General features: G+C 51.7%; 15 protein-coding genes. 6 read left to right on the plus strand and 9 right to left on the minus strand.

Features of this window, described 5'->3' with window-relative positions:
- Positions 1-141: 141 nt before the first annotated feature.
- The 5 genes from ACLQ3M_RS13635 to ACLQ3M_RS13655 all read right to left on the minus strand — a co-directional run bounded on the left by ACLQ3M_RS13635 (position 142) and on the right by ACLQ3M_RS13655 (position 6,070).
- On the minus strand, positions 142-1,524 hold the full coding sequence (locus ACLQ3M_RS13635) for a penicillin-binding transpeptidase domain-containing protein (RefSeq protein ID WP_411678239.1): 1,383 nt from the start codon (positions 1,522-1,524) through the stop codon (positions 142-144).
- Complete coding sequence (locus ACLQ3M_RS13640) at positions 1,521-3,203, minus strand: FtsW/RodA/SpoVE family cell cycle protein (RefSeq protein ID WP_411678240.1); 1,683 nt, start codon at positions 3,201-3,203, stop codon at positions 1,521-1,523. The genes ACLQ3M_RS13635 and ACLQ3M_RS13640 overlap by 4 nt, the downstream gene beginning before the upstream one ends.
- A gap of 159 nt (positions 3,204-3,362) precedes the next feature.
- Positions 3,363-4,214, minus strand: a complete 852-nt coding sequence (locus ACLQ3M_RS13645; RefSeq protein WP_411678241.1) for a bifunctional hydroxymethylpyrimidine kinase/phosphomethylpyrimidine kinase — start codon at positions 4,212-4,214, stop codon at positions 3,363-3,365.
- Between the two features lie 113 nt (positions 4,215-4,327).
- Positions 4,328-4,996: a UDP-N-acetylglucosamine pyrophosphorylase gene (locus tag ACLQ3M_RS13650; RefSeq protein ID WP_411678242.1), complete on the minus strand. Its 669-nt coding sequence runs from the start codon at positions 4,994-4,996 to the stop codon at positions 4,328-4,330.
- A 63-nt stretch (positions 4,997-5,059) separates the two neighbouring features.
- On the minus strand, positions 5,060-6,070 hold the full coding sequence (locus tag ACLQ3M_RS13655; RefSeq protein ID WP_411678243.1) for a dockerin type I domain-containing protein: 1,011 nt from the start codon (positions 6,068-6,070) through the stop codon (positions 5,060-5,062).
- 503 nt (positions 6,071-6,573) lie between these two features.
- Between ACLQ3M_RS13655 and rlmD the strand changes: the two genes are divergently transcribed.
- The 3 genes from rlmD (at position 6,574) to ACLQ3M_RS13670 (ending at position 9,000) form a co-directional block, all read left to right on the plus strand.
- Complete coding sequence (rlmD, locus tag ACLQ3M_RS13660) at positions 6,574-7,935, plus strand: 23S rRNA (uracil(1939)-C(5))-methyltransferase RlmD (protein WP_411678244.1); 1,362 nt, start codon at positions 6,574-6,576, stop codon at positions 7,933-7,935.
- Between the two features lie 30 nt (positions 7,936-7,965).
- Positions 7,966-8,370, plus strand: a complete 405-nt coding sequence (locus ACLQ3M_RS13665; protein WP_411678245.1) for a GFA family protein — start codon at positions 7,966-7,968, stop codon at positions 8,368-8,370.
- 198 nt (positions 8,371-8,568) lie between these two features.
- A complete protein-coding gene (locus ACLQ3M_RS13670; protein WP_411678246.1) occupies positions 8,569-9,000 on the plus strand; it encodes an N-acetyltransferase in 432 nt (143 codons plus the stop codon).
- Positions 9,001-9,081: 81 nt separating this feature from the next.
- On the opposite strand, the gene ACLQ3M_RS13675 is transcribed toward ACLQ3M_RS13670, so the two are convergent.
- The gene (locus ACLQ3M_RS13675; RefSeq protein WP_411678247.1) at positions 9,082-10,014 is read right to left on the minus strand and encodes a helix-turn-helix transcriptional regulator; all 933 of its coding nucleotides are present in this window, start codon (positions 10,012-10,014) and stop codon (positions 9,082-9,084) included.
- A 112-nt stretch (positions 10,015-10,126) separates the two neighbouring features.
- Here ACLQ3M_RS13675 and ACLQ3M_RS13680 point away from each other — a divergent pair, with 112 nt between their 5' ends.
- Complete coding sequence (locus ACLQ3M_RS13680) at positions 10,127-10,765, plus strand: type 1 glutamine amidotransferase family protein (protein ID WP_411678248.1); 639 nt, start codon at positions 10,127-10,129, stop codon at positions 10,763-10,765.
- A gap of 39 nt (positions 10,766-10,804) precedes the next feature.
- Here ACLQ3M_RS13680 and ACLQ3M_RS13685 read toward each other — a convergent pair whose 3' ends face one another.
- Together ACLQ3M_RS13685 and ACLQ3M_RS13690 are read right to left on the minus strand one after the other, a co-directional pair.
- Positions 10,805-11,101 (minus strand): YciI family protein, encoded by a 297-nt coding sequence (locus ACLQ3M_RS13685; protein ID WP_411678249.1) that lies wholly within the window; start codon positions 11,099-11,101, stop codon positions 10,805-10,807.
- 82 nt (positions 11,102-11,183) lie between these two features.
- The gene (locus tag ACLQ3M_RS13690; protein ID WP_411678250.1) at positions 11,184-11,630 is read right to left on the minus strand and encodes a MarR family winged helix-turn-helix transcriptional regulator; all 447 of its coding nucleotides are present in this window, start codon (positions 11,628-11,630) and stop codon (positions 11,184-11,186) included.
- A 443-nt stretch (positions 11,631-12,073) separates the two neighbouring features.
- On the opposite strand from ACLQ3M_RS13690, the gene ACLQ3M_RS13695 reads away from it, so the two are divergent.
- Complete coding sequence (locus tag ACLQ3M_RS13695; protein WP_411678251.1) at positions 12,074-12,499, plus strand: RNHCP domain-containing protein; 426 nt, start codon at positions 12,074-12,076, stop codon at positions 12,497-12,499.
- Between the two features lie 168 nt (positions 12,500-12,667).
- Positions 12,668-13,444: an alpha/beta fold hydrolase gene (locus ACLQ3M_RS13700; RefSeq protein ID WP_411678252.1), complete on the plus strand. Its 777-nt coding sequence runs from the start codon at positions 12,668-12,670 to the stop codon at positions 13,442-13,444.
- A gap of 107 nt (positions 13,445-13,551) precedes the next feature.
- Here the strand turns inward: ACLQ3M_RS13700 and ACLQ3M_RS13705 are convergent, their stop codons facing one another.
- Entirely contained in the window at positions 13,552-15,057 is a 1,506-nt protein-coding gene (locus tag ACLQ3M_RS13705) for an IMP dehydrogenase (RefSeq protein ID WP_411678253.1), read from the minus strand.
- Positions 15,058-15,340 lie beyond the last annotated feature (283 nt).

The following is a 15,340-nucleotide window of genomic DNA, read 5'->3' on the forward strand; positions in this document are numbered from 1 at the left end:
GGCTGAATTTCGATCCGATTCATCATTCAGATTTTGTCCAACTTATTTTAGCATAACCGGCGGAGATATAAAAGAGCGAAATGCACCAATTTTCGCGGATTCGAACGGAAAGGGTTGGCACTCCCAGGTCCCTGCAAAAACTTATGAGATTTTCGCGGCGTCCCTCATCAAAGCGGACGCGAGCTTTCCGGCGGAAGCAATGCTTGAATTCTGATTTTCAACCAGAACCGCAAACGCGAACGGAGTCTTTTCGTCGGAAGAAAATCCAACCATCCAGCAGTTCGGCTTTTTTCCGTTGCCGACTTCCCCGGTTCCGGTTTTCGCCGAAACCTTCATGCCGGGGAACAGACCGTCTCCGTAATCCGACGTAACGTCATAACGCATATAAGTTTTAAGTTTTGCGGCGGTCTCAGGGCTGAGCAGCTGCTCGCCCGTTTTTGAGGAACCGGTTGCCGTTCGGAATCCAAAAGAATTGGTGACATTTTGGACCAGATACGGCTGCACATAGGTTCCTCCGTTTGCAATCGCTCCCATCAGGATCATCATGTGATAGGGGTTGGCAAGGTCGGTGAACTGCCCCACGCCGGACCAGCCAAGCTCCTGCGGCTGGGCGCCGTTTACATTGTACACGCTTTTCGCGGACGGGATTCCCTCCAAGACAAAGGTGCGGTTGAAGCCCATTTCGTTCGCCATTGCGGTCATCGTGTTCGCGCCCAGCTCAATGGCGATCTGCGAAAACGCCACGTTGGAGGATTTGGCGAGCGCGTTTTTAAAATCCAGTTTCCCGTACGCCCTCACATCCGTGATCTTGTTCCCGTTGATCGTGACGCTGCCGTTGCAGTTCCAGGTACGGCTGTCCAGGTCTTTGATGTGTTCAATCGCGGCGGCGGAAGTCACCAGCTTGAAAATCGAGCCGGGGGTCAGGGAGGAGGACAGCACCTTGTTGACGAACACGCCGCTGTATTTGCCTGTTTGATCGGTTGTCAGGTCTTTCGGCGGATTTGCCGGGTCATAGTCCGGCGTGCTGACCATACAGAGCAGTTCCCCGGTTTTATAATTGTAAAGGGCCGCGGCGCCGTCCCGGCTGCCAAGCTGCTGACGGGCCAGCCTGCACAGGCCGCTGTCCAGAGTAAGCCGGAGGTCGTTTCCGGAAGACTGCCCCGTCGGGGAGGCAAGCCCCGTCACAAAATTGTAGCCGGAAAGCTCCGCGCGGAAACTGTACTGAACGCCTGTGGAGATGTATCCCTGCGTATCCCCGACCGCATGCAGCATCGCCCTGCGGACGGTCTCGTCGTCGCTGTACACCCGTTTGCCGTTATCGCTTTCGGCCAGAACCACACCGTTCCGGTCCAGCACACGCCCCTCGGCGGAAACCGAGCTCCCGCCGGAAATGTGCTTGTTGAACGGCTGAACGGCCCAGTTGCCGCCGTTGACAAACAGTCCGTAGAGAAACACGCAAAGTCCGGCGGCAAAGCCCGCGCAGAGAATATAAAGAATAAAAGAGCGCGTCCCGGTCGTTTTCATGGTTTTCTCCTCCTGCGCACCGCATAGGTCCGCTCATCCCCGGCCTTGATAAAGGCCAGAAGCCCCCAGACGGACACCATGCTGGAACCGCCCATGCTGATAAACGGAAGCGTTACCCCGGTCAGGGGAAGAACGTCCGTGGCGCCGAAAATATTCAGGCAGGCCTGAAACAGCAGCATGCCCGCCGCCGCGCAGGAGGAAATGGAATAGAGCGTCGAACGGCTCCGAGTCGCGTCGGAGCGCGCGTAAAGCAGCAGACCCGCGACGGACAGCACCGCGATCAGCGCGAGAATCAGTCCCAGTTCCTCGCAGAGCATCCCGAAAACCAGGTCGCTTTGGGCCGCGAACACCGATTTTAAACTGCCGCGCCCCAAACCCACGCCGAACAGCCCGCCGGAGGCGGAATAACTCAGCACTCTGGTCTGCTGGTAGCCCGAGTCGCTCGCGTGCTCCCAGACATGCCCCCAGACCGCAAACCGCTGCGCGACATAGGGCCGGAATTTCAAAATCAGGAACGCGCCGAGCCCGGCCACCGAACAGATCAGCGCAATGGTGCGAAGGCTGCCGGACCGCATAAACGCGATAATCAAAAAGGTCACAAAGAAAATGCAGGCTGTGCCGAAATCTTTCATCAGGAACAGCGCGCCCATGCACACCGCCGAAAAAGCAATGAACCCCGTCAGGTTCCGCGCGGTCTGCAGCCTGTCCAGCGTGGAGGCGCCGACAAAAATAAAGGCGATTTTAATCAGTTCCGACGGCTGAACGGTGACAGGGCCGAGTTCGATCCAGTTTTTTGCGCCATTATATTCCCTGCCCAGCAGCAGATTCGCGGCAAAAAGCAGAATCGCCAGCACACCGATCGCGACGCGCCACCGCATCGCCCGGTCAAGATCGCCTAAAAACCAGATCATTGCGCAGAACAAAACCATTCCGGCTGCAAGCGCCGCAAGCTGAAACCAGGTTTCCTTGACATTTGTTCCGGAAATCAGCAGAATTCCGATTCCGCTGTTCAGAAAGGCGATGGTTTCCAGCTCAAAGCTGACGCGGCCCAGCACTTTTCTGGAAAAGAAGTAAAGTCCCCATTCCAGCAGCAGCAGAATTCCCAGCGGAGCAAGCGGCGGCAAAACGGGCTTGTCCCCCGCAAAGCATGCCTGCGCCCCCAGCAAAATCTGTACGACGGTGACCGCGAGCATCAGCGCCGCGGGGGGGGCAGCCGGCCCGCGCGGGCGTTTGGACGGTTTCAGGCCGCTCACGTCCGCGGTGCGTTTGAGCATCAGCGCGGTGGACCCCATCGCGACGGTATCCCCGGGCAGGATCGGAGCATTCTGCCGGACTTTTTTGCCGTTGATGAATGTGCCGGCCTTCGAATCGGTATCCGTGACAAGCCATCCGCTTTCCCGGCGGAACAGCACCGCATGGGCCCGGCTTGCGGTTTCATCGTTTATAACAATGTCGCAGCTTCGGCTTCGCCCGATGGAATTTTCCCAGTACAGAACCGGAATCACCTCATGCGTCACCATATCTTCCAGAACCACGACGGGGTCCTCGCGCCTGCGCCCGACGCGCAGGGAAGAAAAGCAGCGAAAAACCACGACGCCGCTGATCAGCGCCACGGCGACCCGCGCCGCAAACAGCAGAATGGACTCCGCGCTTGTAAGGGCGGTTAAAAACGTATTCAAGAAAGGACCTCCTTTCGGTTCATGAAACATTATAGCGGCATTCGGCTTTAAAGTAAACCGGGGTTCCGAATCGCGGTTGCGCCGTGGGCCGTCGAAAGCCGCGCGGAATTTTTCGTTCGAAAAACGCGGCCAATCGGCGGCAGGACGCATCTTTCGCGATTACGGTTTTACGATTCCCAGCTGGTTGATCAGTTTCGGCAGGCATGCCTCAAATTTCAATCCAAGCCTTCCGTCCTCTCCGCTTTCCCTTGTGCGGCGGATGCAGTCGGCCGTAAAATCCACCGCGAGCTGCATGGCGGCGCTCAGATGCATCCCGTACAGAAGCCCCGCGAGAAGAGCGGCGCAGAACAGGTCTCCGGCCCCCATCCATTCCCCGGAGATCCGGTGTGAAAACGCATAGCTGACGCTTCCGTTTTCCGCGGTGTAAGCCGCCGTACCCATTAGATCCGGACTGAACCAGACCCCCGTCATCACCGCGCTTTTTGCGCCCAGGGAGCAAATCCCCCGCAGCAGGTCCTCCACCGTTCTGCGGTTCCACGGCCCGACCCGCTCGCGCTCTCCCATCAAAAAAGCCGCGTCACAGGCCGGCAGGATTACAAGATCGGCCATTGAACAAAATTGTTCCGCCAGTTTTGCCCGTTCCCGTGTCATTCCGGCCTTGCCGCCGTTCCCTCTCCATGAGGAAGACCCAAATAAAATCAGATTATCCTTTTCTCGGAATGTGTGAAGGAAAGAGGCGAGCGTATCGGCTTCTTTTGCGTTTTCCGGCAATTCAAACAGCACCGCGTCGAACGAATAGCCCAACTTCTTCCATTGCTCCGCATAGAACGGCAGGTCGCCGCTCAAATCCACTCGTTTTTCCGTTTCCGGTCCCGGCGACGGCGCCGCGCTCATCGGAGCCACGCAGACCTCGACGCACGCGGCGGCCAGAACCGGCAGCGCGGCGGCCAGCGAGCATTTCCCAGTCTCGCAGACCGAACCAATCAGAGCCGCGCGTTTGTTTTCACTCATTTTGAATCCCTCCAAACCGTAATATCTCCACAATAAACGGATCGGAAAACGGATTCAAGGAGAAAAATGCAGAATGATAAAAAGAAAACGGCCGCCCTTCGGCGGCCATGGCACTATTTTCTTTCGGCGATTTCTCCCGCGCGTTTATAAATGCTGTTCGGCGGCACAAATCCGCGCACCATGGAGAGCGGATAAACGGTGGTTCCCCTGCCGATCACGGACCCCGGATTCAGGACCGAATTGCAGCCGATTTCCACATAGTCGCCCAGCATGGCACCGATCTTTCTCAGGCCCGTCGCGATCCGCTCGCCCCCGGCCGCGATGCTCACGTCTGTTTTGTCGGATTTAATATTGGAGGTGATGGAGCCGGCGCCCATATGCGCCTTATACCCCAGAATGGAGTCGCCCACATAATTGTAGTGCGGCACCTGGACACCGTCGAACAAAATCACATTTTTAAGCTCCGTAGAATTCCCGACGACGCAGTCCGCGCCGACCAGAGCGTTTCCGCGAAGAAACGCGCACTGGCGCACTTCCGTCCGGGGTCCGATGATCGCCGGCCCATGCAGGTAGGCGGATTCGAACACGGTCGCGGTACGGTGTACCCAGACGGCTTCGCCGCGAAGCTCATATTCTTCTTCCGGCAGGCCGGCGCCGATCCGCAAGATCAATTCCCCAATTTTCGGCAGTGCCTCCCAGGGATAACGGAGCGCGGCGAGCAGCGGCGCGGCCGCCGTATGGGACAAATCAAACAGGCTGCTGATTTCAGCGGGTTCAAACATAATATAATCTCCTTTGTTTCTCGATCATACCTATTATATTACTTTTTCGAACCCGGTCAATCCTCAGTCTTCCCCGGAAATCATCTTTTTCAGTTTCAGAAGGTCGCTGGTGGTAACGGCACCGTCCCTGTTGAGGTCCGCCGCGCGGCGAAGGTCGGCTCTCAGCGTTCCGGACCCCGCCAAATAATTGTAGAGCGCTCTGCACGAGGCTTCGTCCGGGGTACCGCGGCGCGTCAGATCTCCGGCAACGACCGCCGTCACGCGGTTTTGGACCGTTCCGTCCGGATTCTCAACCGTCAGAACATCCCCCGTGCAGACAGAACCGCTCAGTCGGGTGTTGCCGTTATAGGATTTGACCGTCAGCCGGGAATCCGGCACGCCCTCATCAAGAAGCTGGTCCTCCAGTTCTTCCACCGAAACAGGTGTGCTGAAGTCGAAGTAATCCTCACCCCCTGATAAAAACCCGTCCGCCGGCCCGGAAGAAACCCCGGAGCCCGATGACTGTCCGGAGGATGCGGAGGAACCGGGATTCGGCTCGGAAGAAACCCCGGAGGCCGATGATTGTCCGGAGGACGCGGAGGAGCCGGGATTCGACGCAGAAGACGACTCTGAGCCGGAAGGCGAATCAGATGGAACGCTGCTCTCCGGCTGGCTCTGCGACGAAGCCTGTTCGGAGGACGACGCGCTGTCTTCCGGCTGTGAGGAGGCCGGCGGCACGGAATCGGAGGAAGAGCTTCTCTGACTGTCCGGGTTAATATTTACAAACTCCTTGAGCAGCTTTCCCGAAGCATTATACATCATGACGAAGTCCCCTTCTTCCAGCAGCCCACCGGTTCTGGGGGTTCCGTCCTGGTCCGTCACCGCCACGGTAATGCTCGGATCAAAAGCCTTCAACTGCGCGCCGACCGATTCCACGGTAGCGTCGGCGCCAAACCAGTGTTCCTCCGCGCTGACCGCGGCGCTCCCCTGATTTGCAGTTTGCTGCGCGTAAAATGCAGTGGTAGGAATCACGGCTAAAAACAAAATGATCAGAAAAAGCGTCAATGGAAACCTATTTTCGAACATTTTCCCCATAATTTCCCATCCTTTCTTTTCTGATCGTACCACTTTTTCCGTCAAAGCATCATAAGAGGTGGAATTCGTTCACAGAAATAAGACGAATGTGAATTCTATCATGCTTCGTCATGCAAAAAATAAAAAAAGCAAAAACCGGTTTTCACCGGTTTTTGCTTTTTTGGGGAGGAGTTGTATTGAAAAGGTGTGGCAAACTCTGCCACAAGACTTATAATCACAAAACAAATAAGAGTTTAGAAATGAATCTGTTAAATTTGCATCCTTCATTTCATTGATATCAGTATACCCCCAAGGGCGCATTCTGTCAACGGCTTTCAAGGAATCACGAGCAGAATCTACCCTTTGTATAAAACGTAGGAATAAAACGAACACTTTTAGTTATTATTCACTATTATGCTTGCTGAACCAGCCGGGTGCTTCCGATCATTTTCCCGTACGCCTTGTATTGTCGGTTGCTCAATGGTACACTAGACGGGTAATAGGAAAAGGAGAACGGAGAAAAAATGGAACTCAAGAAAAATCAAATGATCGAACTCGATATTACCGGATATACGGCCGAAGGCAATGGAGTCGGGCGCTGTAACGGAATTGCCGTTTTTGTCCCGCACGCCGCCGCAGGCGACCGTCTTTCCGTGAAAATTTTAAAAACTGCCAAAACTTATGCGTTCGGCAAGATTGAAAAAATCCTTTCATCTTCCCCGGACCGCATTCCAGTGGATTGCCCACAGTTTTCCCGCTGCGGCGGATGCGTTTACCGGCACGTTCGGTATGAAGCCGAATGCAAAGCCAAGCAGCAGCGGGTTCAGGACGCAATCGAGCGAATCGCCGGATTTCATTACACAATCCTGAATCCGATTGTCCGCGCGGAAAATCCGGACCACTACCGTAACAAGGCGCAGCTGCCGGTCGGCGGCGGTCCCGGCGGAGAAATCAGCCTCGGCTTTTACGCTTCCCACAGTCACCGAATCATCGACTGCGGCGAATGCCTGCTGCAGCCGCAGGTTTTCGCCGCGGCAACCGGTGCCTTCCGCGAGTGGGAGAAACGCACCCGGGAAGACGTATACGATGAAAAAACAGGGCGCGGCCACATCAGGCATTTTTTTCTTCGTCTGGCGGAATCCACAGGCGAGGTTATGGCGTGCGTGGTCGTCAACGGCAACGGAGTCCACAACGAACCGGAGCTTGTTGAGCTGCTGAAAAACAACGTTCCCGGATTAAAAAGCGTTGTCATTAACAGCAACCGCGAGCGCACTAATGTCATACTCGGGCCCAAATGCCGGACCATCTGGGGCCAGGACACCGTTACGGATGAGCTTTGCGGCCTGAAATTCCGCATTTCCCCGCTCTCTTTTTACCAGGTAAACCGCCGGCAAGCGGAACGCCTTTACAATCTGGCGGCAGAGTACGCGGGCCTGACCGGCGGCGAAACGATTCTGGATCTTTACTGCGGCACGGGAACCATCGGGCTATCCATGGCGAAAAACGCGGGCAAGGTGATCGGAGTGGAAATCATTCCGCAGGCGGTGGAAGACGCCAGGCAAAATGCGGAGGAGAATGGAATTAAGAACGCGGAATTCCTCTGCATGGACGCCGCGAAAGCCGCCGACATGCTGAAGAACCGCGGAGAGAAGCCGGACGTCGTCATTCTGGACCCGCCGCGAAAGGGCTGTGACGAATCTTTAATTGATACCGTCGGCAAGATGGCCCCCCAGCGCGTGGTTTACGTCTCCTGCGACCCGGAAACACTCGCGCGCGATTTAAAACGGTTCGCTCTGCGCGGATATAAAACCATGCAGATCACACCGGTAGACCTGTTCCCCCGCACCGCGCATACAGAATGTGTTGTCAAACTGTGTAGAATATAAAATATTTAGCTTTTGAAAGGAGTTTTGACTGTGAACTACACCGGATCATGTCTTTGTGGCAGAGTTACTTTTGAAGTAGAGGGGGATTTTGATAATTTTTTCCTTTGCCATTGTGAACGATGCCGTAAAGATACAGGGTCAGCCCATGCGGCCAATCTGTTTTCCTCTACAGCCAAGTTAACCTGGCTTTCAGGTCAAAATGAAGTGAAAACTTTTAACTATCTTTCAGAAGGACACATAAAAAGCTTTTGCGCTAATTGCGGATCAGCACTGCCTAATATTCAGTCTGACGGAAAGCTGCTGGTTGTTCCCGCAGGATGTATTGACAGTGTCATATACATGAAACCGCAAGGACACATCTACTATGCGAGCAAAGCGAGTTGGGACAGTGATTTAGAGAAAATACCAAAGTATAAAGAACTCCCAAATGAATAAAAAACAACCCGCCACTCAGGGGTAACTATGTCTTAACAGCATCATTATTGTCTACTCAATCCACGTGGAAACCGTAGTAGGACTATGTCGAGTAGACTCGTAATTCGCGTACAATGGCAGATTGTGGCAACAGGTTTAATTTGGATATACCGGTAACAAGGCAATGAGCCTGTTGGCGTGGGCTAAATCGGAGGATTTGTGATAAGAGAATTTAAATCAGACGACTTAAATACAATTATGGAAATATGGTTTCAAACAAATATGAAAGCCCATGATTTCATTCCAGAAAGCTATTGGCGAAAAAATTATGATTTCGTAAAAACCGCACTGACGGACGCGAACATCTTTGTTTATGAAGAGAACGGCAAAATCCAAGGATTTATAGGTTTAATTAACAACTACATCGCTGGGATTTTTGTCAGGCAGGACAGTCAGTCCCACGGCATTGGGAAAGCTTTACTGAACCACATGAAGAAACAATCTGATGCTTTGTCCCTCCATGTCTATCAGAAAAATAAACGTGCGGTTCAATTTTATCAACGGGAATCTTTCACTATTATCTGTAAGCAGATCGACGAAGCTACTGGGGAAAAAGAACTCATTATGAGTTGGGAATATCAACATAGTTAGCAACACAAATTACAGCACATTCTCAGGAAAGCAATATGCAGAGTCGGCGCTGGTGAAGGAATTTTTCGTCTCACTCCTGTATTAACTTTCATACACGGCAGCAATATCTTGTATTCTGCGCTTCATCTCTTCGCGGATATGCGGCGGTTCCAAACATTCGCATTTGTCCCCAAAGCTCAGAAGGATGTCATAGTAGTATTCGTTTTCAATGAAGGGAAAGCTCACAATGTAATGCTCCTCGCCGTCCGGCAAAAAGTTTTCATAAGCGCAATAATCAAGCATCCTGTCCATGACAGATTTATGAATCCGAATTTTGATTCTTGTCTGAATGGTCTCCAGAGTATCGGCAAAATCCAGCTGCGGCTTTTGATAATCCCGCGGCGTGAAAAATTCCTCCTGTATTTGCAGGTTTGACATGCGTGATAGTCTGAATAAGCGAAAATCATTTCTTTTATGGCAATACCCTTGCATATACCAATGACTGCTTTTCAATACAAGCTGATACGGCTCGACTGTTCGTGCGGTCTTATTTCCGTGGTGGGCTACATATTCAAACGAAAGCAGCTTGCTTTCGTGCAAAGCCGTTTTGATGCTTTCTAAATATGGCCCTATGTTCCTGTTGCCCATCCACGGGCTTAAATCGATATGGATTTGATTTACTTTTAATTCAATGTCTTTCGCTCTGTCGGCGGGGATAAAACTTTTGACTTTCGCCAGGGCGTTTACCAGTTCATTCCCCCGTATCATGCCCGTAAGACTGGAAAGCCCCATCAGGATAGCGGAAAGATCGGCAGTTGAAAAAACCTTTTTATCCATCTTGTATTTCTGCATAATTTCAAAGCCGCCGCCCACGCCCGATGTTGAGCAAACAGGAATGCCCGCCATGTTGATCGCATCTATGTCGCGGTAGATTGTGCGGGGTGAAACTTCAAACAGATCTGCTAACTCCTGTGCGCCGATCCGCTCTCTGTCAAGGAGTATCATAATAATGCTGACAAGCCTGTCTACTTTCATCCGACAGCCGCCTTCCAAATTTCTTTTTGATTGTTGCCATACTGTTGTCAACAATTACATGGTACTATAAAAAAGCAAACAAATCAATAAAGCAATGAAAGAGGAGAAATTTATGTTTACAGTCTATGTTTACGTTCTTGATACTTTAGCCGACTGGGAACTGGGGTATGTGACTTCGGAGCTGAATTCCGGCCGATTTTTCAAAAAGGGCGCGCAGCGGGTAACACTCAAAACGGTCAGTGCTTCCAAAGAGCCGATCAAAACAATGGGCGGGCTGACAATCGCGCCCGATTGCCTGATCGACGATATGGCTGTGAGCGAAACAAGCGTGCTGCTATTACCGGGTGCAACTACATGGAGCGACCCGAAGCATAGCTCGATCATCAAAAAAGCAGGGGAATTTCTTTCTACAGGCGCGACGGTGTGCGCAATCTGCGGAGCTACCGCTGCGCTTGCCAGCTTCGGTCTATTAAATAACCGCCCGCATACCAGTAACGGACAGGGATTTCTTGAAATGGTTGCTCCCGGTTATAAAGGGCAAAGCTTTTATATAGACCAGCCCTCTGTGGCGGATGATAACCTGATTACTGCAAGTTCCACCGGGGCTTTGCTGTGGGCGAAACAAATCATTGAGCATTTAGGTGTTTTTGGGGCAGACACACTGGAAGTCTGGTATGAATATTTCAGTACCGGGAAGCCAGACCGTTTCTTTGCCCTGATGCAAACTTTGCCGTCCAGCAATGAAAACTGACTCACCTTTGCAGGATGTCTGTTCTTTTCTCGATTACTTTTATTCATCAAACCAAATTTTGAGGTAACTCTGGCAATGATACAAATCAAACTCCGTGATTCGATACTCCTGAATTCCCGCTTGAACGAGCGGATCATTCTCGCAGAACTTTTTAATATCATCGCATTTGACAACGATAATGCCGCCGCCTGTTCCTGTTTTGGGGCCGGATACAAGGATTGAGCCGTCATCAAATCCAAATTTTAAATATTCAAGGTGTGCGTCAATCGCTTTTTGCAGCTCAGCTTTTTCCGGGAGATTTTTGGAAAACGTGCCTTCCAATACATAATATTTCATTTTTCTGTTCCTTTCTAACTTCTGTTTATTTTTAACCTCAATCAAAATTCTATGCCGTAATAGAGTTGCGCCTTCCCCCGTATTATTTTCCCTTCGTTACTTTTATCGCGTTATTTGACATCACTGTAAGCTTTTGAATGATAAAATCTTTCTCGTCTTCATCCATGCCTTCTGAAATGATATCCGTCCACTTTTTAAGTATTTCAAGAATGTTTGGCTGTATACCGACACCTTTTTCTGTCAGACTGATATGGTAGGACCGTTTGTCGCTCCGGCTTTTTTCCCGGATGATAAAGCCTTTGTTTTCAAGGCTTTTCATTGCCCTGGTGGTAAGCGCATCGTCGATACTGATCATATCGGACAAATGCTTTTGATTGCTCCCATTGGTTTCAGCGGCAAGGTTGACAAGATAGATATACTCCGAGGAATTTAAGTCGTATGGTTTTAATTCCCTGTTCAGGTAAATCTGTGCTTGCCTGTAGAGAATAGAAATCCATTTCCCAATGCTCTTTATTTCTTGACGTTCCAAGGATACTCGCCTCCATTTTCTTGATATGTCAAGTAAATAATAAGGCGAAATAATTGATATATCAAGTACTTGAAGCACACGCTATATTAACTTTGCCGTATAGGGTGTGCTTCATTCGTCCACCTCCACCCACACCGGATTTGAGTTCCGTAGTGAATTTGTCCTCTATGGAGGAACCAGCAGCCGGACAAATGCAAAGGGCTGCCCCGGTAAACATTTCGAGCAAAAATATTGACTAAAACTTGATGCCGATCCTGCATAAGCGTATAATAATATTAGACATCGTTAATCCAGCCAATCGGCTTGATTATAAAGATATTTTAAGGAGATTATTGTATGAAAAATAATAACGCTATGGTGATTGTGCGCTAACCGGGAGGTTGCGTAACATCAAATCGAAACCTCCCAATAGGATTTTTATCATCTGTTAGGAGGACCATCCCATGAATCGGGAAAACAAGAAAAAATCATTTGAAAAAGGATATTATAAAACACACGCTTGCAGCGAAACATTTACCTGCAAGCTATGCGGAAGAATTGTAACACCGGAAGGCGCCGGAACCAGCCACAGAAATCATTGCCCAAACTGCCTGTCGAGCCTGCATGTTGATGATGAACCGGGGGATCGTTTGGCCGATTGCGGGGGAATCATGGAGCCTGTTGCCGTATGGGTCAAAAAAAACGGAGAATGGGCCGTCATTCACCGCTGCCGCGTCTGCGGAAAAATCAGCTCAAATCGTGTGGCGGCGGATGATAATCCGATCAAACTCATGTCGATTGCCATGAAGCCGCTTACTTCACCGCCTTTTCCCATAGAACGCATTGAGGAAATGACAAGGCTGATGGGCGGCGAAGGCTCGGTAAAATAACATCCAGGCAGAAAAGACCTCCTAACATACGACCTTAACGGTTCGGTTAGGAGGCCGTTTTGTATCGTTTCGCCATCCATCGTCTCATCTGCAAAGGGTGCAAAAGCCTGATCCCGATATTACTCTGTTTGGCTGGTCCCATAAAACGAACCGCGGAGGGATTGAACCATGAAAGAATATACCATTCAAAATACCGGTAATACGATACGATATCACGACCTGCCCGGAAAGGACCTGCCGATTCTGTTTATTCACGGACTTGGCTGCGCGGGCACATTCGACTATCCGGAAGTTGCGGCACAGAAGCCGCTGCTGGACCATCGCCGCATTCTTGTGGACCTTTTAGGCGCCGGCTACAGTGATAAGCCCGATGATTTCGCTTATACCGTCGAAGCTCACGCGGAATATTTGCTGGAATTTATCAATTCTTTAAAGATCGGTCCGTTTCTTCTGTTTGGGCACAGTTTGGGCGGAGCCGTTGCCCTTGCTGTCGCCGATCAGTGCCGGGATCGGCTGCATCAGATTATATTAAGTGAATCTAATCTGGATCCAAGCTCCAAAGGCTCCACAAGCAAATACATCGCCGATTTTGAGATGCGGGACTTCATTGACCGCGGCTTCGAAAAGCTGGTAAAGGAGAGCCGTGAGGACGGTAACAGGATATGGTCGGCATCCCAGTCCGTGTGGCTTCCAAAAGCCGCTTATCTGATTTCCAAGTCGGCGGCAGCGGGAGGAAACCCATCGTGGAGAGACATTCTGTATTCGCTGAAATGCCCCAGGACTTTCATCTTTGGGGAAAAGTCTTTGCCCGATGCGGACGAACAGATTCTGGCGGAACATGGGATTCAAATAGAAATCGTAAAACAGGCGGGCCATTCCATGGCTTGGGAAAACCCCAAGGGTCTGGCTTTCGCGGTCGGCAACGCGATTCATTCCGCTAAATAACCCGGACGTTTCCCTTGATTTCGGTTTCACGGCAGGGTGCAGCATATAAAAAAAACGGCGGGGCCGGGATTTTCATCCCGGCCCCGCCGTTTACTGAATATCAAACTTTATTTCATCAGATGCATGTCGTCTTTCAGCACCACATCGTGGGCGCCGCCTTCGACAATGCTGACGGAAGACACCTGCGTCAAGCGGGCTTTCTTTTGCAGCTCCGGCAAAGAAAGCGCGCCGCAGTTGCACATGGTGGAGCGCATCTTGCTCAGCGTCAGTGAAAGATTGTCGTGCAGACTGCCGGCATAGGGGACGTAGGAATCGACCCCTTCTTCAAAGCTCAGCTTTTTATCGCCGCCCATGTCATAGCGCTGCCAGTTGCGGGCGCGGGCGGAACCTTCGCCCCAATATTCCTTCATATAATTTCCGTTGATCATCACTTTATTGGTCGGGCTTTCGTCAAAGCGGGCGAAATAGCGGCCCAGCATGCAGAAGTCGCATCCCATCGCCAGCGCCAGCGTCAAATGGTAGTCGTAAACGATTCCGCCGTCCGAGCAGATTGGAACATAGACGCCGGTTTCCTCAAAGTACTCGTCGCGCGCCTTCGCAACCTCAATTACGGCGGTTGCCTGGCCGCGGCCGATTCCCTTGGTTTCACGCGTAATGCAGATGGAACCGCCGCCGATCCCGATTTTGACAAAATCGGCGCCCGCTTCCGCCAAAAAGCGGAACCCTTCGCGGTCAACCACGTTGCCGGCCCCGATTTTCACGGCATTACCGTAGGTTTTGCGCACATAGTCAAGCGTGCGTTTCTGCCACTCGGTATATCCTTCCGAGGAATCGATGCAGAGAATGTCCGCGCCCGCTTCCACCAGAGCGGGGATGCGCTCTTCGTAATCGCGCGTGTTGACGCCCGCGCCGACCACGTAACGCTTGTGGGAATCCAGAAGCTCCAGCGGATTCCCCTTGTGAGAATCGTAGTCCTTGCGGAACACAAACGCCGCCAGCCGCTGGTCCTTGTCCAGAATCGGAAGGGCATTGAGCTTGTTGTCCCAGATGATATTATTGGCTTCCTTCAGGCTGACGCCCTCTTCGGCATAGATAATCTTTTCGATCGGCGTCATAAAGGTAAAGACCTTTTCTTCCGGCGACATCCGGCTTACCCGGTAATCGCGGCTTGTCACAATTCCAAGCAAATGCCCGTTCGGTGTGCCGTCGTCCGTCACCGCCACCGTTGAATGGCCCGTCTTTTCCTTCAGCTCAAGAATATCGGCCAGGGTTTGGTCCATCCGAATATTGGAGTCGCTGATCACAAATCCCGCTTTATAGCTTTTGACGCGCCCGACCATTTCCGCCTGTTTTTCAATGCTCTGGGAGCCGTAAAGGAAAGAAATTCCTCCCTCCTTTGCCAGCGCGATCGCCATGCGATCATCGGAGACCGACTGCATAATCGCAGAAACCAGAGGAATGTTCATGCTCAGCTCCGGTTGCTCACCCTTTTTAAAACGCACGACGGGTGTTTGCAGCGAGACATTCGCGGGCATGCATTCCGCGGAGGAATAGCCCGGTACCAACAGATATTCGCTGAACGTGTGGCAGGGCTCTTCATAAAAATACGCCATTTTATCTTCTCCTTGCTTCTGATTACTCCCTGAACAGCTTTCGCGGCGGACGGCAGGTACAACGGCGTTTTCAGCGCCATGCTCCCCCGCCCAACTTCGGGTTTTCTCATTATTATATCACGGTTGGCGGGTTTGTAAAGTATAAAATAATGCGCCTGCCGCGCGCGTGATGAAATTGACAAGTCCCTATGAAACCCATATAATAATAGTATTCAATACAGAGTCCGAAAAGCAAGGGCGCTTTTCCCCGCACCCATGATCTTGATCCGGTGTGCCTGGGGTG

It is taken from the genome of Caproicibacter sp. (assembly GCF_046707225.1).
In the GTDB taxonomy this organism is placed as follows: Bacteria; Bacillota; Clostridia; order Oscillospirales; family Acutalibacteraceae; genus Caproicibacter.

Bases quoted from the DNA above. Each gene is read 5' to 3' on its own strand.
- ACLQ3M_RS13650 (WP_411678242.1), bottom strand. From the start codon at position 4,996: ATGTTTGAACCCGCTGAAATCAGCAGCCTGTTTGATTTGTCCCATACG.
- ACLQ3M_RS13645 (WP_411678241.1), bottom strand. From the start codon at position 4,214: ATGAGTGAAAACAAACGCGCGGCTCTGATTGGTTCGGTCTGCGAGACT.
- ACLQ3M_RS13700 (WP_411678252.1), top strand. From the start codon at position 12,668: ATGAAAGAATATACCATTCAAAATACCGGTAATACGATACGATATCAC.
- ACLQ3M_RS13685 (WP_411678249.1), bottom strand. From the start codon at position 11,101: ATGAAATATTATGTATTGGAAGGCACGTTTTCCAAAAATCTCCCGGAA.
- ACLQ3M_RS13695 (WP_411678251.1), top strand. From the start codon at position 12,074: ATGAATCGGGAAAACAAGAAAAAATCATTTGAAAAAGGATATTATAAA.
- ACLQ3M_RS13680 (WP_411678248.1), top strand. From the start codon at position 10,127: ATGTTTACAGTCTATGTTTACGTTCTTGATACTTTAGCCGACTGGGAA.
- ACLQ3M_RS13675 (WP_411678247.1), bottom strand. From the start codon at position 10,014: ATGAAAGTAGACAGGCTTGTCAGCATTATTATGATACTCCTTGACAGA.
- rlmD (WP_411678244.1), top strand. From the start codon at position 6,574: ATGGAACTCAAGAAAAATCAAATGATCGAACTCGATATTACCGGATAT.
- ACLQ3M_RS13635 (WP_411678239.1), bottom strand. From the start codon at position 1,524: ATGAAAACGACCGGGACGCGCTCTTTTATTCTTTATATTCTCTGCGCG.
- ACLQ3M_RS13655 (WP_411678243.1), bottom strand. From the start codon at position 6,070: ATGGGGAAAATGTTCGAAAATAGGTTTCCATTGACGCTTTTTCTGATC.
- ACLQ3M_RS13705 (WP_411678253.1), bottom strand. From the start codon at position 15,057: ATGGCGTATTTTTATGAAGAGCCCTGCCACACGTTCAGCGAATATCTG.